This is a genomic window from Gillisella vitis, from assembly GCF_021559775.1.
Taxonomy (GTDB): Bacteria; Pseudomonadota; Alphaproteobacteria; order Rhizobiales; family Rhizobiaceae; genus Allorhizobium; species Allorhizobium ampelinum.
The window spans coordinates 2007784-2032282 of the sequence record NZ_CP056047.1; the positions used below are offsets into that span (position 1 = coordinate 2007784).

Annotated in this window: 17 protein-coding genes; 4 read left to right on the top strand and 13 right to left on the bottom strand. The window is 59.0% G+C overall.

The window, feature by feature from the left end; genetic code table 11:
- Nucleotides 1–12: 12 nt before the first annotated feature.
- Nucleotides 13–1842, bottom strand: coding sequence for a methyl-accepting chemotaxis protein (locus AVCG78_RS09525; RefSeq protein WP_015916486.1), 1830 nt, complete (start codon nucleotides 1840–1842; stop codon nucleotides 13–15).
- A 503-nt stretch (nucleotides 1843–2345) separates the two neighbouring features.
- On the opposite strand from AVCG78_RS09525, the gene AVCG78_RS09530 reads away from it, so the two are divergent.
- Both AVCG78_RS09530 and AVCG78_RS09535 read left to right on the top strand, forming a co-directional pair.
- Entirely contained in the window at nucleotides 2346–2828 is a 483-nt protein-coding gene (locus AVCG78_RS09530) for a GNAT family N-acetyltransferase (protein WP_081355403.1), read from the top strand.
- 534 nt (nucleotides 2829–3362) lie between these two features.
- On the top strand, nucleotides 3363–5417 hold the full coding sequence (locus tag AVCG78_RS09535; RefSeq protein WP_071206537.1) for a DEAD/DEAH box helicase: 2055 nt from the start codon (nucleotides 3363–3365) through the stop codon (nucleotides 5415–5417).
- Here the strand turns inward: AVCG78_RS09535 and AVCG78_RS09540 are convergent.
- Nucleotides 5342–5752, bottom strand: a complete 411-nt coding sequence (locus tag AVCG78_RS09540) for a hypothetical protein (protein WP_174089688.1) — start codon at nucleotides 5750–5752, stop codon at nucleotides 5342–5344. The two genes, AVCG78_RS09535 and AVCG78_RS09540, sit on opposite strands and share 76 nt — an antisense overlap.
- Before the next feature lie 24 nt (nucleotides 5753–5776).
- On the opposite strand from AVCG78_RS09540, the gene AVCG78_RS09545 reads away from it, so the two are divergent.
- Together AVCG78_RS09545 and AVCG78_RS09550 are read left to right on the top strand one after the other, a co-directional pair.
- Nucleotides 5777–7627: a flavin monoamine oxidase family protein gene (locus tag AVCG78_RS09545; RefSeq protein WP_234665052.1), complete on the top strand. Its 1851-nt coding sequence runs from the start codon at nucleotides 5777–5779 to the stop codon at nucleotides 7625–7627.
- Between the two features lie 143 nt (nucleotides 7628–7770).
- Nucleotides 7771–8712 (top strand): bifunctional helix-turn-helix transcriptional regulator/GNAT family N-acetyltransferase, encoded by a 942-nt coding sequence (locus tag AVCG78_RS09550; RefSeq protein WP_071206533.1) that lies wholly within the window; start codon nucleotides 7771–7773, stop codon nucleotides 8710–8712.
- 275 nt (nucleotides 8713–8987) lie between these two features.
- Here AVCG78_RS09550 and AVCG78_RS09555 read toward each other — a convergent pair whose 3' ends face one another.
- The 11 genes from AVCG78_RS09555 to AVCG78_RS09605 all read right to left on the bottom strand — a co-directional run bounded on the left by AVCG78_RS09555 (nucleotide 8988) and on the right by AVCG78_RS09605 (nucleotide 23757).
- Nucleotides 8988–9326: a hypothetical protein gene (locus AVCG78_RS09555; protein ID WP_139191550.1), complete on the bottom strand. Its 339-nt coding sequence runs from the start codon at nucleotides 9324–9326 to the stop codon at nucleotides 8988–8990.
- A gap of 247 nt (nucleotides 9327–9573) precedes the next feature.
- Nucleotides 9574–11733 carry an NAD-dependent DNA ligase LigA gene (gene ligA / locus AVCG78_RS09560; RefSeq protein ID WP_071584882.1) on the bottom strand — a complete coding sequence of 720 codons (2160 nt, stop codon included), beginning with the start codon at nucleotides 11731–11733 and terminating at the stop codon, nucleotides 9574–9576.
- Nucleotides 11734–11794: 61 nt separating this feature from the next.
- Nucleotides 11795–12622, bottom strand: a complete 828-nt coding sequence (locus AVCG78_RS09565) for an endonuclease/exonuclease/phosphatase family protein (RefSeq protein ID WP_156601674.1) — start codon at nucleotides 12620–12622, stop codon at nucleotides 11795–11797.
- Between the two features lie 44 nt (nucleotides 12623–12666).
- The gene (gene cls, locus AVCG78_RS09570; RefSeq protein ID WP_071206527.1) at nucleotides 12667–14115 is read right to left on the bottom strand and encodes a cardiolipin synthase; all 1449 of its coding nucleotides are present in this window, start codon (nucleotides 14113–14115) and stop codon (nucleotides 12667–12669) included.
- 150 nt (nucleotides 14116–14265) lie between these two features.
- A complete protein-coding gene (gene recN / locus AVCG78_RS09575; protein ID WP_015916495.1) occupies nucleotides 14266–15939 on the bottom strand; it encodes a DNA repair protein RecN in 1674 nt (557 codons plus the stop codon).
- 46 nt (nucleotides 15940–15985) lie between these two features.
- Nucleotides 15986–16855, bottom strand: coding sequence for an outer membrane protein assembly factor BamD (locus AVCG78_RS09580; protein WP_015916496.1), 870 nt, complete (start codon nucleotides 16853–16855; stop codon nucleotides 15986–15988).
- A 379-nt stretch (nucleotides 16856–17234) separates the two neighbouring features.
- A complete protein-coding gene (gene lpxC, locus AVCG78_RS09585) occupies nucleotides 17235–18191 on the bottom strand; it encodes a UDP-3-O-acyl-N-acetylglucosamine deacetylase (protein ID WP_041696793.1) in 957 nt (318 codons plus the stop codon).
- Nucleotides 18192–18665: 474 nt separating this feature from the next.
- Nucleotides 18666–20480, bottom strand: a complete 1815-nt coding sequence (gene ftsZ / locus AVCG78_RS09590; protein WP_071206526.1) for a cell division protein FtsZ — start codon at nucleotides 20478–20480, stop codon at nucleotides 18666–18668.
- A gap of 102 nt (nucleotides 20481–20582) precedes the next feature.
- On the bottom strand, nucleotides 20583–21908 hold the full coding sequence (ftsA, locus tag AVCG78_RS09595) for a cell division protein FtsA (protein WP_015916499.1): 1326 nt from the start codon (nucleotides 21906–21908) through the stop codon (nucleotides 20583–20585).
- The gene (locus AVCG78_RS09600) at nucleotides 21905–22843 is read right to left on the bottom strand and encodes a cell division protein FtsQ/DivIB (protein ID WP_071206525.1); all 939 of its coding nucleotides are present in this window, start codon (nucleotides 22841–22843) and stop codon (nucleotides 21905–21907) included. The genes ftsA and AVCG78_RS09600 overlap by 4 nt, the downstream gene beginning before the upstream one ends.
- The gene (locus AVCG78_RS09605; protein WP_071206524.1) at nucleotides 22831–23757 is read right to left on the bottom strand and encodes a D-alanine--D-alanine ligase; all 927 of its coding nucleotides are present in this window, start codon (nucleotides 23755–23757) and stop codon (nucleotides 22831–22833) included. Before AVCG78_RS09605 ends, AVCG78_RS09600 begins: the two co-directional genes overlap by 13 nt.
- Nucleotides 23758–24499: the final 742 nt, after the last annotated feature.

A 24499-nucleotide genomic window follows, 5' to 3' on the forward strand; every position in this document is an offset into this window, starting at 1 on the left:
GCTGAGCGCCCATCAAGCCGCCCGATCACGCCGCCCCGTCGTGACCCCGCCTTGCCTGTCAGCCAGAAGAAAGCGGTCGACGAGCTTTTTCAACCCTTCGGCACTGTCGCTCATCGTGTGAGCTGTGCCGCTACAGGCATTGGCCAGATCTGCATTTTCATGGGTCATCTGGTCCATTTGCCGGACCATGTCGGTCATGTCCTTGAGGCTGGCGGATTGTGATGCGGAGCTGTCGGCTATCGCCTCAATGCCGACGGCGATCCCCGTGATCCGGTTCTGGATTTCGCTTAAGGATTGCCCGGTTCGCCGGACCAGTTCGACACCCTGCGTAACCTCCGCGCTGGAAGTCGATATCAAGGCGTCAATTTCCTTGGCGGCATTGGCAGAGCGCTGCGCCAGATCGCGGACCTCTTGCGCCACGACGGCAAAGCCCTTGCCCGCTTCTCCGGCCCGGGCTGCCTCCACGCCCGCATTCAACGCCAGCAAATTGGTCTGGAAGGCAATTTCATCGATAACGCCGGTGATTGAGGCAATCTTGCCGGAGGCATCCTCGATTCGAGACATAGCCGCCACCGCCTGCTGCACCACGGTGGCCGAACGTTCCACGGCACCACGCACCTCAATTGTCTGGCCCTTCGTTTCGGCACTCCGCGACGAATTGACATCAACATTGCCGCTGATCTGGCTGATCGCCGAAGCGGCTTGCTTCAGGGCCACAGACTGGCTTTCCGTTCTCTCGGCAATCGAGGTCACCTGGTTGTAGAGATCAGCGGAGTTGGCTTTTACATGTTCCACCTTGCCCAGGATATCCGCAACGGTCGACTGGAACAGTCCGAGAGACTTGTTGAGATTGACCCGGAGCGGTTCGAAATCATCGGCAAAAGGATGATCGAGCGTCATACGCAAATCGAATTGCGCCAGCCGCTCCAACGCCGCGCCGAGATCGTCGACGACGTGCTTGAGCGCCTTAGCCTGCACAGCCTGCTCTGCCAATCGCTCCGTCCCTTGCTGCAAGTCGGCTTCGGCGCGCATACGTTCGGCTTCGCGCATCCGCCGCCGCTCGATGGCGGCTTCGCGCAGCACGGCACCGGCTCTCGCCATTTTTCCGACTTCGTCATGCCGGTTCAGGAACGGCACGGTCAGATCGAAATTCCCCTCCGCAAGCACTGTCATGAACCGCTGGAAGTCCTGCATCGGCCCGATGGCGGAGCGGCGGAAAGCATAGAGGCCGACGCAGAGAACGAGGATGGAAACCGCCGTCGCCGTGCCGGCAAGCACCTGCCAGGTCATGGATTTCGACGCTGCATCGTGTTCCACGGTCTGCAAATCTTCATTGGAGGCCTGCACCAGCTTTTCTACCGCGGCCTTTTGCGCCAGAAACAGCGTACGCAGCTTCACCAGACTTTGCCCGGCATCGGCAGCGCGATCCGCTTTCAAGGCCGGAAGCAGAACTGTTTCCACTTCCCGCCAAAAGATGGCGCTTGCGGGTTCCACCTCATTGCGCAGCAGAGTGTCCAGTGCCTTCGGCAGCGTCACGCCGTGCCAGAACGCAATACGCGTGTCAAAGCTTACCCGCAGCCGCGCCAGCTCCTCGGCATTGGCCTGAAGCCTTTGCGGCGCGGCGCCTGCATCCACTGCCGCCACATAGGCCTCGATGACGAAAAGCGGCGGCGGCAGGATATCGGCGATCATGTCCTTGGCATACACAATCCGCTCATAGACCGGCCCATTCACCTTCAGTGTCACCAAGGCATAAAACATAATGCCACTGGACAGTAAAAGCCCGAGAAACAGGCTGGCTCCGAAAAGCGCAAGGCTGCGGGAAAGGCTCAATCGTGCCATGCTGTCTTACTCCATCAATAGCCAAGCGAGGACATTTGCCGTCTGTGCAATCGAGATGATTGAGCGAATACGAACGCTAATATACCCGTTAGTTTTCGAGGATAGTTGTTTAAATATTGCTAATAAATGCGCAGTTTAAATTGTAGATCGAAGAGAAAAACGCCTTTTCGTATCGATGCCTCCGGATGTCTTGACATGCGTCATGTCGTGCGGGACAATTCATCACATGATCGCAAATCGCTCGACCCATCTGATGACCGTCCTCACCACCGTTCCGCAGGGAACGTGGGGCCGTCGTCACATCGTCACGATGTAAAAGCGATCATCCCACAAACCCTGCCGAGTAGAGCAGGGTTTTGAAAGCACCGCTGCTCCCTCGCCTCACTTGGAGACCAGCCGTGCCGGACAATTCCTCTCTCGCACCACCCGCCTCACCCGTTGCTGCAAATGCCCCTCTGGCCACACACGTCTCTGTGGCAGCAAATGCAAGCTGGACGGATGGGCTGCTTATTCGCGCCCAATCACCTGATGATGCCGCTGGCATTGCCGCCCTGCAAAGCCTGCCCGGCGTCCGCGCCGGTACGCTGCGCCTGCCCTATCCGACGGAACAGGATGTCCGCAAATATATCGAAAACCGCCAAGCGAACGGTGTATCGCTGGTCGCGGTGATGGATGATATCGTGGTTGGCAATGCAGGCTTCATGCAGGGCATAGGTCGCCGCAGCCACACGGCCAGTCTCGGCATCGGCGTTCACGATGCCTATCAAGGGCGCGGCATTGGCCGGGCGCTGGTGAGCGAGCTGGTGGCGATTGCCGAGGACTGGCTGAATATTCGTCGCCTGGAGCTAACGGTGTTTACAGACAACGCCGCCGCCATTGCCCTTTACGAACGCCTCGGCTTCATCCGTGAAGGCACCCACCGCGCCTTTGCCTTGCGCGCCGGCGTCTTTGTCGATGCCTATGCCATGGCGCGAGTGCGGGTTTAAGGACTTCGTCCTTAAATTAATTAAGACAATAAAACGCCGCGGCTCTTATCCAAGCGCACGGCGTTTTATTTATCCGACATTGCAGGGACTTTAAAATCAGCTCTTTCCACCGGGACGCTCAGAAGCAGCGCGACCACCGCAACGGCTGCCATCTGAAGCCCTATCATCAGGCTGATTGCAAGATGCATAGGAAACGGCTGACATTCCAATCAGGACCATGATAGACAGAATGATAGTACGCATTTTACCTCCCAAATTATATGGATTAACACGCGCACAATACATATTTTAAAATTTTCGAATATACTTATTTATGGGTGTAATTCTTAAGCCCTATTATCAATTTTGGATTTCATACAAAGCAAGATATCCAAGGACGCGCCTCCCCCCTCTTCACCATTCCACCCCTTTTTCCACCGTCCCCCTGTACTTTCCGTGGTTGGGAGGGTAGGAACAGCCCAAACATGCCCGCAATCGGCGGGCGTCGTGCTTTTTGGCGCGACCTGAAGACAGACATTTCGAGAGATGACCCCCATGACCGATTATGACGGCATCGTCCCGGCGATTGCCGAGGCCTTGCGCAAACGTGGCTACGCCACCCTCACCCCCGTTCAGCAAGCGATGATCGATACCGATCTCGAAGGCCGGGATGCGCTGGTTTCGGCCCAGACAGGCTCCGGCAAGACAGTGGCTTTCGGCCTGGCGCTGGCTCCGACCCTGCTGGGTAGCGAAAACCGTTTCGGTCGGGCCGTCAAGCCTTTGGCGCTGTGCATTGCGCCTACCCGCGAGCTGGCCTTGCAGGTACAGCGCGAGCTGGAATGGCTCTATGAAAACACCGGCGCGATTTTCGCCACCTGTGTTGGCGGCATGGACATTCGCAATGAGCGCCGGGCGCTGGAGCGTGGAGCGCATATCATCGTCGGCACGCCGGGCCGGTTGCGCGACCATATTACCCGCCGTGCCCTTGACCTCTCCGGCCTGCGCGCCGTGGTGATGGACGAGGCTGACGAAATGCTGGATCTCGGCTTCCGCGAGGATCTGGAATTCATCCTGAAAGAATCGCCGGACGAGCGCCGCACCCTGATGTTCTCGGCCACCGTGCCGCGCTCCATCGCCGATCTGGCCCGCAGCTATCAGCGCGATGCCAAGCGGATCGAGACTGTTTCTGAACAGAAGCAGCATATCGATATCGAATATCGCGCCATGCTGACCGTGCCTGCCGATAAGGAAAACGCGATCATCAACGCGCTGCGCTTTTATGAAGCCCGCAACGCCATCGTGTTCTGTTCCACCCGCGCCAATGTCAACCATCTGACCGCCCGCCTGCACAATCGCGGCTTTTCCGTCGTGGCCCTGTCGGGCGAGCTTTCGCAGAGCGAGCGCACCCATGCGCTGCAAGCCATGCGCGATGGCCGCGCCCGTGTGTGCGTCGCGACAGACGTTGCGGCCCGTGGCATCGACTTGCCGGGCCTGGAACTCGTCATCCATGCCGACCTGCCGACCAATTCCGAAACCCTGCTGCATCGCTCCGGCCGCACAGGCCGCGCCGGTAACAAGGGCGTCTCGGCGCTGATCGTGCCGATGAGCCAGCGCCGCAAGGCCGAACGCATCCTGGGCGGCGCCAATGTCCAGGCTGCCTGGGTCAAGCCACCTTCCGCCGATGAAGTGATTGCCCGCGACGATGAGCGCCTGCTGGCCGATCCGGTGTTCAGCGAAGCCATTAGCGAGGAAGAAGCCGCCACCATCGCCCGGTTGCTGGAAGCCCACGGTGCTGACAAGATCACGGCTGCCTATCTGCGCGCCTATCGCAGCACTCGCTCTGCCCCGGAAGACCTGATGGAGGTCAAGATCCAGGCGGAACGTCCGCGCCGCGAGAATGACACCTATGAGCCCAACACCCCGCCGCGCCCGCGCAGCGAGTTTGGCCCCAGCGTCTGGTTCTCGCTGTCCGTTGGCCGCCGCCAGAGTGCGGAGCCGCGTTGGCTGATCCCCATGCTGTGCCGCAACGGCAATATCACCAAGAACGAAATCGGCGCGATCAAAATGCAGCCGGAAGAAACCTTCGTGGAGATCGCCCAGGCCAATCTCGACCAGTTCCTGACGGCACTTGGCCCCAACAAAACGCTGGAACGCGGCATTATCGTCAAGCAATTGCCTGGCATGCCCGACTTCAACGCGCCGCCAAAGGAGCGCGCAGCCCGTCCGCCACGCGACGATAGCGACTTTGCCGAACGCAAGCCCCGCGCGCGCCAAGGCGACAAGAAGCCCTATGCCGCCAAGGCGGAAGCCACCGAGCGCCGCCCCTACAAGGACGACCTGGCCAAGGCCGATGACGATGTCTGGGGCAACCCCAAGCCTGCGTCTTCCTTCAAGAAAAAATCCAATGCCGCTGGCGACAGCCGCAGCTGGGACAAGCCCAAGGCCGATTGGGCGGGCAAGCCCAGAGGTGACAAGCCAGCTTATGCGGGCAAGAGCGATAAGCCCGCTTATGCAGGCAAGGGCGAGAAGCCCGCTTATGCAGGAAAGCCAAAGGGCAAGTTCGAAGGCCCGGCTGGCGGCGCCAAGAAAAGCTTCAAGCCGAAAGGCTGATTATACCCGCCATTTTGATAGATCAGCAGCCCGGAAATCACACCTGATTTCCGGGCTGCTGCGTTGAAGGCTTGTTTTTTCAAAACCGCACCAAGTGCGAGATCAGACATTACAACCAAAAATAGTTTATCCTTTCCGTCCATCAAGAGTTGACGGGGAATTTTAGAAACTTCATGATTGCGCCCGAAGGTTGCAAATTTGTGCTGCCTGCTTAACGCAGAGCGCAGGAAAACCCTCGAAATTTCACAGAAAATCTCATTCTCCTTTCCATGAAGGAAGGGGCTCTTTTTCCGATCGAGCCGACCTTGATCATGACGTTCCCGGCCGCTCGCCACCCTCTCTTCAATGACAGGATTGCGATGTCTTACTCGATTTCCCGCCGCACGCTGCTGCGCGGCATGACAGCCCTGGCCGGTTCTTTTGCGGCTCCATCTCTCGTCACCGGTTTCAGCACTGCCCAGGCGGCCTACCGGACCAGCAAGCCCAATCTGCCGACCGGTTTCGGCAAGGGCAAAAGCGTGGCCATCCTAGGCGCTGGAGTTGCCGGGCTGACGGCTGCCCTAACACTGGCCCGGAGCGGCTTTTCCGTTCAGGTCTTTGAGGCCGACAACCGCTATGGCGGTCGCAGCCTGACGGTGCGCCCGACGAACGAGCACTACAAGAGCTGGTGGTTCAAGAATTATCCTGGCACGCAGGAATTTTCCGAGATGTATGTGGACCGCTATCAGGAGACAGCAGACAGTCCGGCGCCCGACCTGCAAATTTGCCAATTCATGGACGACGCCTGGGCCGCGAAGAAATATGCTGGCAAGCCAGTCGAGCTTTACCTGAATGCCGGGCCGGGCCGCATTCCTTCAAACCATGTCAATCTCATCGCCCTTTGCCAGGAAATCGGCGTGTCGCTGGAGCCTTACTTCTTCCAGTCGATGTCCAACCTGATGCAGAGCAAAGAGTTCAACAACGGCGCGCCGGTATCCTTCGCCCAGGCCACATTCAGCCTCTATAGTGAAATGGCGGCGATGATGTACAAGGTGACGAAAGAAGGCGTGCTTTTGCAGGGCGATACCAATGCCGTGACCCGCGAGAAGCTCAAGGATCTCTACCGTGTTTTCGGGGACCTGACAGGCACCGGCGAGATCCAGACAACGACCCGGCTCGGCTTCAGCCATCTGCCCGGCGGCTGGCGCGATGCGCCAAAGACGCGGGATGCCATCGGGCTCGAAAAGATCCTCGATTCGGGCTTCGTTGGCGATCCCACGGCCAATCCGGAATTGACGCCCGGCTCCTTCCTGTTCAACAGTTTCAACACGGATTGGCAGCCAACCTTGATGCAGCCGGTTGGCGGCATGGACCGGATCTGGCAACAATTGCTGCTTCAGGATGTTCCGACCACGGCCCTATGGAAAAAGGGCAGCAAACCTCGGCACCCCAAACTCGGCCATCTGGTGCAGCTCAAGACCAAAGCGTCGAAGATCGCCTCCGCTGGGGAAAAAGTGGTCGTGACCTATGAAACGGCTGGCCGGAAAGCCGAACAGGCCCAGTTCGATTTTTGCATTTCCACCATGGCGCCTTCCCTGCTCAACACCATCATTGGCGATTACCCGGTCCCGCCCGACTTCCGCAAGGGCCTCGAAGCCTTTTCCAAGACCGGAAACTGGAATGATAAGACCCCCAATCTCTGGACGCCCGCCATCAAGGTTGGTTGGCAGGGCAAGGATCGTTTCTGGGAAACGGACAGTGAAATCTATGGCGGTATTTCCTGGACAACGGATATTATCGGCCAGATCTGGTACCCTTCCGAGGATTTCACCGCCCATACCGGCGTGCTGACCGGTGCCTATAACCGTGGACCGCTGGCGGTAGACTACGCAAAGCTGAACAATACCCAGCGCGTCGAAACCGCCCGCCAGGGGCTTGGCCTGCTGCATCCGGGAAAGACCGACCAAGTCTATCGCGGCGTCTCCATTGCCTGGCAATATATGCCACACCAGGTCGGCGGCTGGGCTTCTGATACGGCGACGACAGACGAAAAAGCCTATCAGCAGATCACCACCTTCGAGAAGAACGGCCGCTTCTTCTGCGCGGGCGATACCTGGAGCTACCTGCCCGGCTGGCAGGAAGGCTCCGTCACGTCAGCCTATTGCGCCGTCAACGCCATCGCCCGGACCATGGACCCGGCCAAATACAGTGATTGCGCCTGCTTCCAATGAACCGATCGCCGCCGGGGACGGAGTTCCCGGCGGCTGTCAAATAACGCTTCCTTGTTCCCGCAACCTTACCTCCAAAACGAAATCGCTTGCGGCAAACAGCACATGCCAATAAAGTTGCATCATGCAACCAATATGGAAATGGTATGATGCAAGACCATTCACAAGTCGAAGCTATCCGAGCCTCATCACGCCAGCTAGTCCGTGAACTCGGCTTTATGGGAGAAGATTTTGCTGGAACGGATCTTCCTCCATCAGCCGTGCATGCCTTGATAGAGATCGATGCGTGTCCTGACATCACCGCCCGCGACCTCGGCCATCGTCTTCGCCTTGAGAAGTCAAGCGTCAGCCGGATGCTCCGCAGGCTCATTTCATCGGGCGATCTGTTGGAAGAGGTGGATAAGGACGATTCCCGGATCAAGCGGTTGCGCTTGAGCGAAAGCGGGCAGAAGCGAACCGAAACCATTCATGCGTTTGCGCGCCATCAGGTTTCAAATGCTTTGAACCGATTGAGACCCCACGAAAATCTCAGGGTTCTTGACGGGCTTCGCCTGTATGTTCAGGCTCTTGCCAATCGGGGCGACGCGACCGCACCCGAAATTGAAATTGCCCAAGGCTACAGACCAGGACTCATTGCCCGTATCACGCAGATGCATGCGCTCTACTATTCACGAATGGCAGGCTTCGGACTCCATTTCGAACGCGTTGTCGCAACTGGCCTCGCCGACTTTTGCAATCGTCTGGGGAACTCGAAAAATGCCATCTGGCTGGCCATGCAATCGGGTGAAATCGTCGGCTCCATCGCAATCGATGGCGAGGACCTGGGAGCCAAAACAGCCCATCTGCGATGGTTCATCATCGATGATGGCATGCGCGGCGGAGGCGTCGGGCGTCAATTGCTCTCCGCCGCCCTCGCCTTTGCGGATGAGAAAGGCTTTGAAGAAACGCATCTTTGGACGTTCAGCGGCCTGACGGCGGCGCGACATCTTTACGAAAGCCACGGTTTTGTTTGCGTCGAGGAACGCACTGGCAATCAGTGGGGAAGCAAAGTGCTGGAACAGAGATTTGTCAGGCGCCGGCCTTCCTAGAGCATGTCGCGCAAAAGTGTGCAGCGGTTTTGCGGTAACGACATGCGTAAAAACAAAAACTTAAAGCGTGTTGCTTGAGGCTGATAAGCCGCAACACGCTTTAGAGTTTGCCTTAGGAAAAGTGGACCCCGGCTTTCCCGAAAAGACAAACGAAAACAAAAAACGAGAGTCTGTCAGGTTTCATTTGAACCTGACAGACTTTGTATACTGGCAGAGCAGGAATCGGCTTTGCATCCAGATCTGGATACCATCAGGGAGATAGACTCCCTTTCGGCTTACTTGGCTCCGAAAACAAACTTACCAAGTCTGCAAAGATCGGCCTTGGTCATCAAGTCATAATAGCCAGAATCCTGCTCCATCTCGCCCAGCACACCATATTTGCAGGTGCCATCGTTAGGGACAGAGACAACCCGGCTCTGGCCCTTGCCAAGGCTGTGGCCGTTCAAGACCTCCACCTTACCGCCCTTGCCGTCCAGAGAACGGAAGGTCAATCGGACAATCGCCGACTGGGTTTTGTTGACGAACAGAAAACGATGGCTGCCGGAAGCAGCAGAAACCGTCGAGGCCATAGCCATAGCAGCCACGCCCAACACCAAACCTGTCAATAAACGCATAATGTCCCCACGATAAACATGCCGTCGCAAAACCGTCGGGCGGCGTTACAAGTCGGCATAAAAGATCAAAACCTCAAGGTGCCCCGTCCCGATACCCCTCGGCGGAAGCAACCCTGGCACAGATTTTCTGTGTGCATTGAAAGACATGCACCCGGGCAAGGGATATTGCAACAGGCCCGGTGGAGCAATTTTGGGGCCTGTTGCAACACGGTAAATACCTTATCCCAGCAGGCCGGAAGGCTCAGATTTAACCGCCGATCAACGCCAGCCACTCGTCCTCGGTCATGACAGTCACGCCCACCTCACGGGCCTTGTCCAGCTTGGAACCAGCACCAGGGCCAGCGACCAGATAATCGGTCTTTTTCGAGACCGATCCGGCCACCTTGGCACCAAGGCTTTCGGCCCTGGCCTTGGCCTCATCGCGGGTAAAGCGCTCCAGTGAGCCAGTGAAGACCACGGTTTTCCCGGCCACCGGGCTATCGCTTGCCGTAACGGCTTCTGCATCCAGTGGAGTCACTTCCTTCAACAAGCGGGAGACAACTTCAAGATTGCGAGGTTCCTTGAAGAATTCAACCATGGAGGCGGCGACGACTTCGCCGATGCCATCGATGCTGTTCAACTCGTTCCAGGCCTCACCGAATTTCGGGGCTGCCTCTTGCATGGCGTCAGCAAACGCCTGATAGGAGCCATAGGAGCGGGCCAGCAGCTTGGCGGTGGTTTCGCCGACATGACGGATGCCAAGCGCGAAGATGAAGCGGTTGAGGGCAATCTCGCGGCGCGCATCGATGGCGTCGAACAGTTTGCGCACGCTGACCCGGCCAAAACCGTCGATATTTTCAAGTCGGGTCAGTGACGAAGCTTCCTGCCGCTGTTTGAGGGTGAAAATATCCGGCGCAGTGCGGATCATCAACGCTGGGTCTTCACTCTCGAAGAAGAAATCCACCTGCTTGGTACCCAGCCCTTCAATGTCGAAGGCATTGCGGGAGACGAAGTGCTTGATGTGCTCCTTGGCCTGCGCCGAGCAGACGAAACCGCCCGTGCAGCGGGTCACGGAATCCAGCTTGCCGGTCTTCTCGTTTTTCTCGCGCACCGCATGGCTGCCGCAAACCGGGCAGGTTTTCGGAAATTCGTACTTTGCCGAACTCTCAGGCCGCTTTTCCAGAACCACATCCAGCACCTGCGGAATGACGTCACCGGCCCGCTGGACGATGACAGTATCGCCGATGCGAATGTCATGGCCTTCCGCGCGGATACGCTCGCCGCCATTGCCGATACCCTCGATATAATCGGCATTGTGCAGGGTCGCATTGGTCACGACCACGCCACCGACGGTAATCGGCTCCAGCCGCGCCACCGGCGTCAGCGCGCCGGTGCGGCCCACCTGAATGTCGATGGCCTCCACTGTGGTAAAGGCCTGTTCCGCCGGGAATTTGTGGGCGGTGGCCCAGCGTGGCGAGCGTGACCGAAAGCCGAGCCGGGCCTGCAAATCCAGCCGGTCAACCTTATAGACCACACCATCGATGTCATAATCCAGATCGGCTCTCTGAAGGCCGATCTCACGGTAATGGGCGATGATCTCCTCAACCGATGTCAAACGACGCGTGAGCGGATTGACCGGGAAGCCCCAGCGCTTAAAGGCATCCACCATGCCCGATTGGGTCTCGGCAGGCATGGTGCTCATCTCGCCCCAGGCATAGGCGAAGAATTTCAGCTTGCGGCTGGCGGTGACTTTCGCGTCGAGCTGGCGCAGCGACCCGGCAGCCGTATTGCGCGGGTTGACATAGGTCTGGCGGCCCTCGGCCTCCATCTGGGCGTTCAGCGCCAGAAAGTCGCTTTTCGCCATATAGACCTCGCCACGCACCTCCACCACGTCGGGGGCATCAGCGGGAAGCTCGGTCGGGATTTCCTTGATGGTCAGGATATTGGCCGTGACGTTTTCGCCCGTCGTGCCATCACCGCGCGTCGCCGCCGTCTTGAGTTTGCGGTTCTCATAGCGGATCGACATCGACAGGCCGTCGATTTTCGGTTCGGCGGTAAAGGCGATGGAATTATCCGGCATCACGCCCAAAAAGCGATAGACCGAGGCCACGAAATCCGCCACGTCCTCATCGGAAAACGTGTTGTCCAGCGACAGCATCGGCCTTGCATGGGTGATCTGCGAGAAAATCCCGGCAGGTGCCGCACCCACCCGCTGCGACGGACTATCGCTGCGCACCAAAGTCGGAAACCGCGCCTCGATGGCATCGTTGCGCCGCTTCAAGGCATCGTAATCAGCATCGGAAATTTCCGGCTGGTCGTTACCGTGATAAAGCGCATCATGATGGGCAATAGCGGCGGCCAACCGGATGAGTTCCTGCCCGGCCTGCTCTTCGCTGAGGTCTTCGACCGGGATCAATGCATCCGCCATGACTGTCTCCTGACTATAGTCTTTGTCCGGTCTTAAATGAAAATTTCCGGATTAAAAACTCTCATCCGACAGCTTCTACCGTCTTGTCCAGATCGATCCACGCTTTCAGCGGCAGATGGTCGGAGGCAAGCCGCGCCAGCGGACTGTCATGCACCTGCATGTCAGCAATCAGGCCGGGGCGGTTGGTCATAATCCGGTCCAGTGCGAGAACCGGCAGCCGGGCCGGAAAGCTGGGAACAGGCGGTGGCAGCGGGCCGAACAGCGGCTCAAAACGGGTGAGCGCCGAGCCCGGCCCGACACGCCACTCGTTGAAATCCCCCATCAGCACGGTCGGGCAATCGGCCCGCTCGCGCATCAGCTTCAGGATGAAATCCGCCTGCTGACGCCGCGCCCAGCGCAACAGGCCGAGATGGGCAGCAATGATCCTGAGTTCACGTCCGCCATCGAGATCGATTTCCGCCACCACCGCGCCGCGTGGCTCCAGCCCCGGCAACACGAAAGGATGGACATTGCGCACGACGCCTTCGCGAAACAGCAGCACATTGCCACGCCAGCCATGGCTTTTCGGCAGGCCCGCCACTGGCACACGGGTCAGGCCAGCCTCGCCCTGCAAGCGGGCGAGATCAAGCAGCCCGATGCGGTCGCCGAACCGCTGATCGGCTTCCTGAAGGGCGATCACATCAGGGCCAATCTCGCGGATCACATGCAGCACCCGTTCCGGATCGAACCGGCCATCGACGCCCACACATTTATGGACATTATAGGAGGCGACCAGAAGCCCAGGCGAGCCGGCTGGTCGCTCCCCGTTGATGGGCGAGGCAGGACGGCTGCGGCGATTGCGCAGCGAGGTCAGCATTTGCGCGCGCAGAGTATGGGTTTGCTTTTTCATGCTCACTCAAAAAATAGGAGGCAGAACGCCAATGTCCACCCGCATTACAAAGCCAGAGAGCCCAGCCAAAGCACTCTTTGCATCAGTTTCAACAGGAACGGGCGGGCATGCAAGCTTTCCAGCGTCACTTCCTCGGCCCCTTCCCGACTTTCATCCATGCGTCGCGCCACGAAGGCGGCGAAATTATCGTCATAGACTTCCAGGTCGATTTCGAAATTCAGCCTGAGCGACCGGGCGTCGAGATTGGATGAACCGACAAGGGCCCATTTATCATCGATGACAAGCAGTTTCGAATGATCGAATGGCCCGGTTGAACGAAAGATCCGGCAGCCATCCCGAATGATCTGTTCGAATTGCGCGGTCATCGCATGGCTGACGACAGCCAGATTGTTTTTCGACGGTACAATGATTTCCACCGCCACCCCGCGCCGGGCCGCCGTCGCCAGTGCCGACAGGAAAATATTGTCCGGCAGAAAATAAGGCGACAGGATCCGGATGGAGCGCTCGGCGACGGAAAACGCCCCTGTCAGCACCCGGTGATTGCTCTCCAGATGCGCATCCGGCCCGGATACCACGGCACGGGCGTAAGGCGTCTCGCCGGCCTCACCGGCAGCAAGATGCAATTGCCAGGCTTCGCCGTTCAGGGCCTCGTCGGTCTCGAAATGCCAGTCGTCGGCAGCCACCGAAAACAGTTCGGCCACCACAGGCCCGGTCACGTGAAAATGTGTGTCGCGGGCCGCATTCGGACCCACAAAGGCCTCGCGGATATTCATGCCGCCGAAAAAGCCGACCGCACCATCCACCACTAGGATCTTGCGATGGGTGCGCAGATTGGCATAGGGCAGTCTCAAGCCGACAATGACCTTGCCATTGAAGGACGCGACCGTGATGCCGCCATCGGCGAGATAGCCGACAATACTCGGCACGCTATAGCGCGCGCCCACCGCATCGATCAGCACCCGCACCTCGACGCCCCGCTTGCGCGCCGCAATCAGGCAATCGGCAATGCGCAGGCCCACGCTGTCCCTGTCAAAAATATAGGTTTCCAGCAGGATGCTATGCTGCGCCGCCTCGATGGCCGCGCACATTGCATCATAGGCCTCATCGCCGCTGGCAAGCGGTGTCAGGCGATTGCCGGATGTCAGCGGATGGCGGGTAACACGTTCGCCCAGATGCCGCAGCGCTTCCAAGCGCCGGCCGAATTTTGCCTTCACCTCGCCTTCGGGCACGGCATAATGGGCCAGAATGCCGTCCATCTGGCTACGGCGCAATGCCCGGCGCGCCATATAGGAGGCGCGGCGCACACGGTTGATCCCCGCCACCGCATAGATCAGCGTACCGATAATCGGCGACAGGATGATAACCCCGACCCAGGACAGCGCCGAACGCACATCACGCTTGGTCATCGCCGCATGCACGGCAGCCACCGTCCCCATCACAGTGGAAATCACGGCAAGAAGATGCGGCCAATAATGGGAAATAAGGTCGAGCATCACTTACCAGTATGAAGAGGATAAAGCCGCGCGGACGCGCAGCATGCGGCAAAACGAAGATTGGCGCAAACGTCTGACGTGAGGATTTGTTCCTCCCTTACACCTCGGCCTAACGACAGGATCACAAGATCGATCGGCAATCCGTCAGCGTCAATGGTCTCCGGCCAGAAGCTTGGCCGCCGCTGCTCTTGCCTCATCCGTCACCGAAGCGCCTGCCAGCATCCGGGCAATTTCCTCGCGGCGGTGGTCGGGGCCGATCATCGCAACTTGCGTGGCGATCTTTTCCGCATTGCCGCTGGCTGGCCCCTTGGAGATCAACAAATGCGTGGCGGCGCGGGCGGCCACCTGTGGCGCATGGGTCACGGACAGGACCTGGACGCGCTCCGACAGCCGTTTCAGCCGCTGGCCAATGGCATCGGCCACAGCACCGCCGACGCCGGTGTCGATTTCATCAAATACCAGGGTTGGGGCGGAGCCGCGATCGGCCAGCGCCACTTTCAGCGCCAGCAAAAACCGCGATAGCTCGCCACCAGAGGCGACTTTCATGATCGGGCCGGGCCGTGTGCCGGGATTGGTTTGCACATGGAATTCGACCAGATCGATACCGTCGGCCGTCGCATTGTCAGCATCCGCCGTCACCTCGACCATAAAACGGGCGCGCTCCAGTTTCAGGGCCGGTAATTCTTCCATCACTGCGTCGGCCAGCGAAGAGGCTGCATTCTGGCGCTTCTGCGACAGGGATTGCGCACTGGCGAAATAAACAGCCTTGGTTTCGGCCACAGCCTTTTCCAACGCGCCGAGCTTTTCCTCACCGGCATCGAGATCAGCGAGATCGGTGATCATCTTTTCGGCAAGGGCCGGAAGGTCTGCTACAGCGACGGAATATTTGCGCCCTGCGGCCCGCAGCGCAAACAGCCGTTCCTCGACGCGCTCCAGCTCGCGTGGATCAAACTCCGTGCGACGCAGCGCCGATTCGACCTCCATCTGGGCGCTCGATAATGTGTCCAGTGCCGTTCCCAGCAGGCTGACCGTGTCCTCCAGCAGGCCAGGGGCTTCGCCGCTCTTGCGCTCCAGGCGGCGCATCAGCGAGGCGATCATTGGCACGGGCGAAGCATTTCCATTCAGGAATTCACTGGCCTCGGCGATATCGCCCGCGATTCGCTCGGATTTCTGCATCCGGGAGCGGCGCTCGGCCAGATCCTCTTCCTCGCCATCCTGTGGGCTGAGGCCTTCCAGTTCCTCGACCGAGGCACGCAGATAGTCGGCCTCACGGGCCGCAGCCTCGACCTTGGCCTTGTGGATTTTGAAGGCGCGCTCGGCCTCACGCCAGCGGCGATAGCTGTCGCCCAGCGCCTGCGCTTCTTCGGTCAGCCCCGCAAAGGCGTCAAGCAGCAGACGGTGGGCGGCGGTATCCACCAGCGCCCGGTCATCATGCTGTCCATGGATTTCGACTAGATATTGCCCGGCCTGGCGCATCAGCTGCACACTGATCGGCTGGTCGTTGACATAGGCGCGGGTGCGGCCATCGGCGGATTGCACCCGGCGGAAAATCAGGTCGCCATCGTCATCTATGCCGTTTTCGCGCAGCATGATACGGGCCGGATGGCTGATGGCGACATCGAACACCGCCGTCACCTGCCCCTTGTCTTCGCCATGACGCACAAGAGAGCCATCGCCGCGACCGCCAAGGGCCAGCGATAGACTGTCGAGCAGAATGGATTTCCCCGCCCCCGTTTCGCCGGTCAGCACAGACAGACCGGCCGAAAAGTCAAGGTCGAGCCGCTCGATCAAGACGATGTCGCGGATCGAAAGCTGGACGAGCATGAGTGTTCACATCTCTCCGAAGGCGACGGCTAAACCGTCTGGAAAATCAGGATGAGCCCAGAATCTTCTTGCCGGCTCTGGAAATCCAGCTCTCCTGGGCTTCCCGCGGCTCAAGACCACCGGTTTTCAGCAGTTCGAAACTATCCTTGTACCATTTGCTATCAGGATAGTTGTGACCAAGCACGGCAGCGGCCGTCTGCGCTTCCTGCACCACGCCCATGGCATAATAGGCTTCCACGAGACGCGCCAGCGCTTCCTCGATCTGGTTGGTCGTCGGATATTGCTCAACCACATTGCGGAACCTCTGGATCGACGCCAGATATTCCTTGCGCTCCAGATAATAGCGGCCGATCTGCATTTCCTTGCCGGCCAGCTGGTCGCGGGCAAAGCGCATCTTTTCCTGGGCGTCGGACACATATTCAGACGTCGGGTAATTCTTGACCACCTTGTCCATCGCCTCAAGCGTTCTGGACGAGAATTTCTGGTCCTGGGTGACGTTGGGGATCTGGCGCCAGTTGGACAGGCCGATCAGGTATTGCACATAGGCCGAATCCTTGGTCGACGGATACAGCGTCATGTAGCGCGTGCCGGTCGAGATGGCCTCGGTATATTTGCCCTGGCGGTATTTGACGAAGGTGCTCATGACAAGCGCCTTCTGCGACCAGTCTGAGAACGGGTTCTGCTTGTCGACGGCGTCGAACTTACGCGACGCTTCAGCAAGATTGCCCGCCTTGATATTGGCCAGACCCTGATTATAGAGCGTCTCCGGCGGATCGGTCTCAGCGCCGAGCTTGGTAATATCGATATCCTTGTCGGTATTGCAGGCGCTGAGCAGCGGCGCAACGCCGGCGATAGACAGGCAAACGGCAAGCATCCGCGCTGATTTGTTGATCATGGAAGACTTCACTTCACTCATACGACAGATCCCGATTGCAGCGGTGCTTCTAGAAAGCCATCGCTTCCGCTAGGCGTTTTAGCCATAAAGATAACGATAGGGCAACGCAATGGTGATGTTTTAACGCATTTTTATGGCGTAACGCCACAATCTGCTGTTTTATTTTGGACAATATAGCATCGAGCAGAAACCCGGAATCAGCACGATGCGTAAGCTTTTTGCTTTCGTATCGGATTTATCCGAAAACCGGTTCTTAACTTTCGCTCCGATGCTGTAGCATCAGGTGAAATGCCCGAAACCGAACGCACGAAAACGGCGCCTACCGGCGCCGCTTTAATTCAACTGATTCTATGGACCACTTCGCCAAGCCCAAATCCGAGCGACATGATGCAGCGAATCGTCAAGCCGTCCAGGGCGCGAAACCCGGTGCATTGACTGCCACGAATTCCCGGACCCTTGCCTTGCCGCTGCGTGCGCCGGGCGCTTCCACCACTTCATAGGCCGAAGCATCCGACAGCAGCGCTTTCAACGCCAGAGAATTCATCTTGTGACCGCCGCGATAGGAGCGGTAGCAGCCGATGAACTGCGCACCGGCCAGAGCCAGATCGCCAACGGCATCCAGCGTCTTGTGACGGGCGAATTCGTCGGGATAGCGAAGACCTTCGATATTGACGACCTTGTCATCATCGGAAATCACCACGGAATTTTCAAGCGAAGACCCAAGCGCCAGGCCTGCGGCCCACAGGCGCTCGACATCGCGCATGAAACCAAAGGTACGGGCGCGCGACAATTCCTGCTTGAAGCTCTGCGGTGTCAGGTCGCCTTGCCAGGACTGGCGGCCAATCAGCGGGCAATCGAAATCGATTTCCACTTCAAAGCGCGTCCCTTCATAGGGGCGAAACTCAGCCCAGGACGCGCCATTGTCGACCCGAACCGGCTTCATCACTCTGATATAGCGGCGCTTGACACCGAGGCTGACAATGCCAGCCTGCTCGATGGCATCGATATAGACGGCGGAACTACCGTCCATGACGGGGGTTTCCGGTCCATCGACCTCAACCACCAGATTGTCGAGGCCCAGCGAATAAATGGCCGCCATCACATGCTCGACGGTGGCGACCCAATGGGTTGGCGAAGAGCCCAGAACGGTGCTGAGATCGGTATTACCGACCTGCGAGGCGACAGCCTTCAGCTCGGTAACGGAACCATTGGCATGCTGGCGGTGGAACACAATGCCAGTTCCGGCTTCGGCAGGCAGAAAGCTCATGGTAACAGGCTGACCGGAATGCACGCCGATCCCCTTCAGGGTGACCGGTTGAGCGATAGTCGTCTGGAAGCTCAACAAACCGATTGCCATTCACATTCACCTTTCAAGTCTTCAAATCCGATCCGAGGCCTTTAAGGCTGGACCGGCTAGTCATTTGCCCGTCCATGCCCTTGCGTAACCGCCGGGCCTCGTCGCTTCTGAAGCGCCACCCAACCGCTCATCGGTCTGCCTGGCACTCTTCGTTATCAGGGATATACGTTTGGAAACGCAACAATCCAAATCAATGTTTCTTTCCGATTGTTACGAAACCGAATCCTTGAAAAAACCTTGGAAAACTGTGGATTAACAGCACTGTCTCAACAAGAAATCAGACCTGAAATCGGCAACATGCAAGCAGAAACCCGGATCTTTCGATCCGGGTTTCAAAAACGCATCTCTGGCGAGAGACTCAGATTCTGGCAGGTTTACATTGAACCAGCCATCCTCCTGATTTTTTGCTGTCGTCTGTCTTTTCGGGAAAATCGGGCTCCACTTTTCCCTGACAAATCTTAGCTTGACCAAACTTTAGTTCGACTGGCGGCGCAAGAAAGCCGGAATTTCCAGCTGGTCGTCATCATGGGCCGCACGCTGCTGCGGCACCTGACGGCCCTGATCGTCCAGATTGCCACGACGCGGTGCATAAAGGCTGGCTTCCGGCGACAGCGGACGACGCTGCTGCGAGGCCGCAGCCGGTGCTGCTGCCGTCATATCGGAGGCAACATTGTCTTCCTGACGGCCGAGCGAGTTGGTGATGCGGCGCAGCAGCCCCATCGGTCCACGATCCTCGGACGCCTGCTGAGCGGCAGGCTGATTGCGGTGATCAAGCTCGGCCTGCACGACCGGTGAGAAATCCTCGACCTTCGGCATGCGGGACTGTTCTGGCTGGCGCATGACCGGCGCGGCAGGTTCCTGGCGCATGACAGGAGCAACCGGCTCCTGGCGGAAGGTTGGCTGTGGCGCAGCAGCAGGCTGCATGGCAGGCGCTGGTTGCGGTGCACGGGCAACCGGCTGTTCCGGAGCGGCAAACGAGGAGAACAGCTTGCTCTGCGGACGGAAATCGTCAGCAGGCTGGGCGGCGGCAGGCTGCTGTACCTCAGGCTGGGCATGCATGGCGGCCTGACGGGCGACAGCGATTTCCAGTTCGCGTTCCATTTCAGCTTCAGCATTGCGGATCTGCTCGGCGACCGGATCAAGCGGGCGCGTTGCAAAGATCGACGGAGCTGCGGCAACCGGAGCTGGTGCCGGGGCAGCAGCAACAGGTGCTGGCTGAGGCGCAGGAGCGGCAGGAGCAGGCGTAAAGGCTGCAGAAGGACGAATCGCTGACTTGACAGAGATCGTGCGCATTTCAGCACCGCGTGCTTCCAGCGCATTGGCGGCGCGGTCGATGCCGGTGGCAACAACCGACACGCGGATCAGGCCTTCCAGCGCTTCGTCGAAGGTGGCGCCCAGGATGATGTTGGCGTCGGCATCGACTTCTTCGCGGATACGGGTTGCGGCTTCGTCGACTTCGAACAGCGTCAGGTCGCGACCACCGGTGATGGAGATCAGCAGGCCCTGCGCGCCCTTCATCGAGGTTTCGTCGAGCAGCGGGTTAGCAATGGCGGCTTCGGCAGCCTGAAGCGCACGACCTGGGCCGGAAGCCTCGCCGGTGCCCATCATAGCACGACCCATCTCACGCATCACCGAGCGAACGTCGGCGAAGTCGAGGTTGATCAGGCCTTCCTTGACCATCAGGTCGGTGATGCAGGCAACGCCGGAATAGAGAACCTGATCGGCCATCGCGAAGGCGTCAGCAAAGGTCGTCCGGTCGTTGGCAATGCGGAACAGGTTCTGGTTCGGGATAACGATCAGCGTATCAACCGACTTCTGCAACGCATCGATACCGGCTTCAGCCAGACGCATGCGGCGCGCGCCTTCGAAATGGAAAGGCTTGGTAACAACGCCGACCGTCAGGATGCCTTTATTGCGAGCAGCCTGGGCAACGACGGGAGCCGCACCTGTGCCAGTGCCGCCGCCCATGCCGGCGGTGACGAAGCACATGTGGGTGCCGTTCAGGTGATCGATGATCTCATCAATGCATTCTTCGGCAGCAGCGCGTCCGACTTCCGGCTGCGAACCGGCGCCGAGACCTTCGGTGACATTGGCGCCGAGCTGGATGATCCGCTCTGCCTTGGTCATGGTCAGGGCCTGGGCATCGGTGTTGGCAACAACGAAATCCACCCCCTGAAGACCAGCGGTGATCATGTTATTGACGGCATTGCCGCCGCCGCCGCCGACGCCGAACACGGTGATGCGCGGCTTGAGTTCGGTAATATCCGGCTTGTTCAGATTGATGGTCATGTTACCCGTTCCTTCTTTCCCTGGCCGCATCGCCACGCTAGCCATGTCTTGTCTCTTGATCGCGCGCCCCGAATCGATTTTTCACCCGCAAGGCGCAGGTCCTCAAAAACTCTCTTTCAACCATTGTCCCACGCGCATCATGCGGCTGTTGCCGGAGCCAGAGGAGAACAAGCCTCCCTGCCCCACGGCGATCTCCTGATCGGCCACCTGCGGATAGATCATCAGACCTACCGCAGTGGAGAAAGCCGGTCCCTTGGCCGCCACAGGCAGGCCAGAGACCCCCATCGGGCGGCCAATCCGGACATTGCGGGCGAGCATCCGCCGCGCAACTTCCGGAAGACCGGTCAACTGGCTTGCGCCACCGGTCAGAACCAAACGCTTGCCGACCACGGGGCTAAAGCCCGATGCGTGGATTCGGTCGCGAATCATCTCCAGAGTCTCTTCAATACGCGCTTGAATGATTCGCGTCAGCAAAGAACGTGGAACTTGGATCGGTAAATCGCGATCGTCTTCGCCGATTGGCGGAATTGCAACAACATCGCGCTCTTCCGAGCCATTGGCAAAGGCCGAACCATGCACGACCTTCAACCGCTCCGCATCCTCAATGCGGGTCGAAAGACCCCGCGCCAGATCGGTGGTGACATGATGGCCGCCAATGGCGATAGCATCCGTATGGATCAGCTTACCCTCGGCAAACACCGAGATCGTCGTGGTGCCGCCGCCCATGTCGATGGCAGCGCAGCCCAGCTCGACTTCGTCGTCCACCAGAGCAGCAAGGCCGCTGGCGTAAGGCGTTGCCACCAGGCCCTCGACCGTCAGATGGGCGCGGTTGATGCAAAGTTCGAGATTTTTCAGCGCCGGACGTTCCGCCGTCACCACATGCATGTCGACACCCAGCGTATCACCAAACATGCCGAGTGGATCGCGAATACCGCGCTCGCCATCCAGCGAAAAGCCGGTCGCCAGCGAATGCAGCAGCACCCGGTCACGGCGTTGCGACTGGTGGCTGGCAGCAGACAGGACGCGCTTCAAATCGGCGCTTTCCACTTCCTGGCCACCGAGATCGATGGTGGCGGTATAGACGTCCGAACCGATCCGGCCAGCCGAGACATTGACGATCAGGCTGTCGACGGTCAGGCCCGCCATGCGTTCGGCGGCATCGACTGCCAGCCGCACGACGCTCTCCACCGATTCGATATCGGAGATAACGCCGGACTTCATGCCACGCGAACGCTGATGGCCGATGCCGATCACTTCGACATGATGGGTCCGGCCTGGCAGGACATCGCTTTCCTTGCGCGGCGTCAACCGGCCGATCATGCAGACCACTTTGGTAGAGCCGATATCGAGAACCGAAACGACATGGCTGCGCTTATGCGAGAGAGGTTTCATACGGGGCAATCCGAAAGAGGAACCGAAGACGCTCATGTCTCTTTCTCCGCCTTGGCGAGGGCCTTGGCGCGAGCCGTCACCGCAGCCTGACGGCGCACCAGCGCCTCCGGCGTCAATTGGACGGTCATGCGATCTGAGAGGCGAAGGTCAACGGCGGCGATGTCGCGGTCCAGCAATTGGTGATCCGCTTCCATCTTGGCCAGACGCGCCATGGCGCCATCGACATCGTCTTCAGGCAACTTCACCACGACGCCATTGTCGAGATAGAGATCCCAGCGACGGCTGGCGACGCGGACGTAGGCTTTGACACGGCCGGTAATCTGCGGCCAGGTGGCAAACTCTCCGGCGATGTCCTGGGCTGCCACTTCGGCATCACGACCAACGAACAGCGGCAGGGTGGCAAATTTATTGTCACGCAGCGGCGCGATGATGCTGCCGCTCTTTTCGATCAGCGACAGGTCGGTGCCATGCTGCCAGATACCATAGGCCTCGCGCTCCTTGATATTCACCTCGATGGTGCGCGGATAGATCTTGCGAACCTCGACTTGCTCTACCCAGGGGAGATCGGCCACCTTGCGGCGCGCGTCATCGGCGTCGATAGCCACCAGGGAGGTAGCACCATCCAGACCCAGCGATTGCAGCACATCGATTTCGGATGTGTGAACATTGCCCGACAGCTTGACGTCTTCAACCGCAAAACCTGCCGTCGAGGTCATCGCCTCGGCAAAGTCCGGCCAGTGGCCACCCTTGACGATGCCGTAACCACCGACAGCAACAATATAGGCCGCGAAGGAAACCTTCCCGAGATGTTCCGGCACAGCCACCCTGCCCGAGCAGAGGGCGACGACGAACCGCATCAGCCGGCGAACCGGGCGCGGCAATGCCATCAAGCCATCATCCGCCAGGCTGGGCGCGCGATAAGGTGCAGCCTTGCTGCCCTTTGCAGATTTTTTGCCGCTCACCGTGAACACGACGCATCCTCCACCATCCAGCTGACGAATTCACCAAAGGAAATGCCCGCATGCGCAGCCATTTCAGGCACAAGCGAGGTTGGCGTCATGCCCGGCTGGGTATTCACTTCCAGCCAGATCAAGTCGCCATCTTCAGAAAAACGGTCGTCGTAACGGAAGTCGGACCGACTGACGCCACGGCACCCGATCGCGTTATGGGCCCTGACAGACAAGTCTTGTATTTTTTGGTAAATTTTCGGTGAAAGTTGCGCCGGAATGACGTGAGTCGACCCCCCTGCTGCGTATTTGGAGTCGTAATCGTAGAATGTATTGGCCTTGGCGATCACCTCGGTCACAGCCAGCGCCTTGCCATCCATGACACCGCATGTCAGTTCGCGGCCAGCCACATAGGATTCGACCATGACGGTATCGCCATAGCGCCACTCCGACGAGCCAAGGATCTGCGGCGGATGAGACTGATCTTCCTTGACGATCACCACGCCGAAACTGGAACCTTCCCGAACCGGCTTGACGACGTAAGGCGGCTCGATCGGATGAACATTGCCGATCTCAAAGCGCGACATTTGCCGGGCGAAAGCCACGGGAATGCCCGCCGCCGCCGCCACGATCTTTGCCTGCGTCTTGTCCATGGCAAGCGCCGAGGCCAGCACACCGGAATGCGTATAGGGAATGGAGAGGTATTCAAGGATACCCTGAATGGTGCCGTCTTCGCCGAAAGGACCATGCAAAGCATTGAAGACCACATCAGGCTTCAATTCCTGAAGCACGCTGGCGATATCGCGGGTGACATCGACCCGTGTCACGCGGTAGCCGTGCTCCTCAAGCGCCGATGCGCAAGGGGCGCCAGAGGCGAGGCTGACAGGCCGCTCCGACGAAAATCCTCCCAGCAATACGGCAACATGCTTCTTAGCCATTCACGCACCCAAACAAAACAATCGCGGTTTTCCGCCTTACCTTTGCGCCCGACTTGCGGCGCGAATCGCGCCGGTTCATGCACCTGACATGATAAAACGCCATTAAGGTTAACGAACCGTTTACAGGTGTTAACGAGCAAAAATTACTTTTGTTTTTCTGGGAGTTATCGAAGGGCGCCCGAGGGGTTCGGCCCCAAGATGCAAGGCGCAGGGCTGTATTGAAGGAGGTCGTTCCGATGGGTGAAAAAAGAAGACAGCCTACCGGCTACCGTCAGCGACATGAGGGCCGGAACAACAAAAAGCCGTGCTGAGGGACAGATGAGATCCCTGTGCAGCACGGCTTCGAATTCATCGATCACGTCAACCCGAACAGGTTCAAAGCGTAATCACGGCTTGGAAACATGCGAGCAGCCCAATACCGAAACGCAACTTAATACGTTTCGATCCGAGGCAGCGCATCCGCATCAGGGTTCCACAACACCTGGAACGCGTCGTCCATCGGGAAGCCGGCAGCTGCATGGCGCGCCGGGTGGCAACGGCCTGCGAACCGGGCACACCAGCGGAGGCATACCGCGGCGAGGCGGCGGCGCGACACAGGATGGCGGTGGCGGCATTGCGCCCGGACCCGGTGGCACAGGACCTGGGCCTGGTGGCGGCGGCGGCATTTGCGCAATGGCTTGTCCCGCCATCAGCACCATAGAACAGACAAACAGAAAACGTCTCATAAAGCCTCTCCGGAAGC

What these genes read in the sequence shown, in the direction of transcription:
- AVCG78_RS09525 (WP_015916486.1), bottom strand. Translation starts at nt 1,842, where the DNA reads ATGGCACGATTGAGCCTTTCCCGCAGCCTTGCGCTTTTCGGAGCCAGC.
- AVCG78_RS09535 (WP_071206537.1), top strand. Translation starts at nt 3,363, where the DNA reads ATGACCGATTATGACGGCATCGTCCCGGCGATTGCCGAGGCCTTGCGC.
- AVCG78_RS09545 (WP_234665052.1), top strand. Translation starts at nt 5,777, where the DNA reads ATGTCTTACTCGATTTCCCGCCGCACGCTGCTGCGCGGCATGACAGCC.
- AVCG78_RS09550 (WP_071206533.1), top strand. Translation starts at nt 7,771, where the DNA reads ATGATGCAAGACCATTCACAAGTCGAAGCTATCCGAGCCTCATCACGC.
- AVCG78_RS09555 (WP_139191550.1), bottom strand. Translation starts at nt 9,326, where the DNA reads ATGCGTTTATTGACAGGTTTGGTGTTGGGCGTGGCTGCTATGGCTATG.
- ligA (WP_071584882.1), bottom strand. Translation starts at nt 11,733, where the DNA reads ATGGCGGATGCATTGATCCCGGTCGAAGACCTCAGCGAAGAGCAGGCC.
- AVCG78_RS09565 (WP_156601674.1), bottom strand. Translation starts at nt 12,622, where the DNA reads ATGAAAAAGCAAACCCATACTCTGCGCGCGCAAATGCTGACCTCGCTG.
- cls (WP_071206527.1), bottom strand. Translation starts at nt 14,115, where the DNA reads ATGCTCGACCTTATTTCCCATTATTGGCCGCATCTTCTTGCCGTGATT.
- recN (WP_015916495.1), bottom strand. Translation starts at nt 15,939, where the DNA reads ATGCTCGTCCAGCTTTCGATCCGCGACATCGTCTTGATCGAGCGGCTC.
- AVCG78_RS09580 (WP_015916496.1), bottom strand. Translation starts at nt 16,855, where the DNA reads ATGAGTGAAGTGAAGTCTTCCATGATCAACAAATCAGCGCGGATGCTT.
- lpxC (WP_041696793.1), bottom strand. Translation starts at nt 18,191, where the DNA reads ATGGCAATCGGTTTGTTGAGCTTCCAGACGACTATCGCTCAACCGGTC.
- ftsZ (WP_071206526.1), bottom strand. Translation starts at nt 20,480, where the DNA reads ATGACCATCAATCTGAACAAGCCGGATATTACCGAACTCAAGCCGCGC.
- ftsA (WP_015916499.1), bottom strand. Translation starts at nt 21,908, where the DNA reads ATGAGCGTCTTCGGTTCCTCTTTCGGATTGCCCCGTATGAAACCTCTC.
- AVCG78_RS09605 (WP_071206524.1), bottom strand. Translation starts at nt 23,757, where the DNA reads ATGGCTAAGAAGCATGTTGCCGTATTGCTGGGAGGATTTTCGTCGGAG.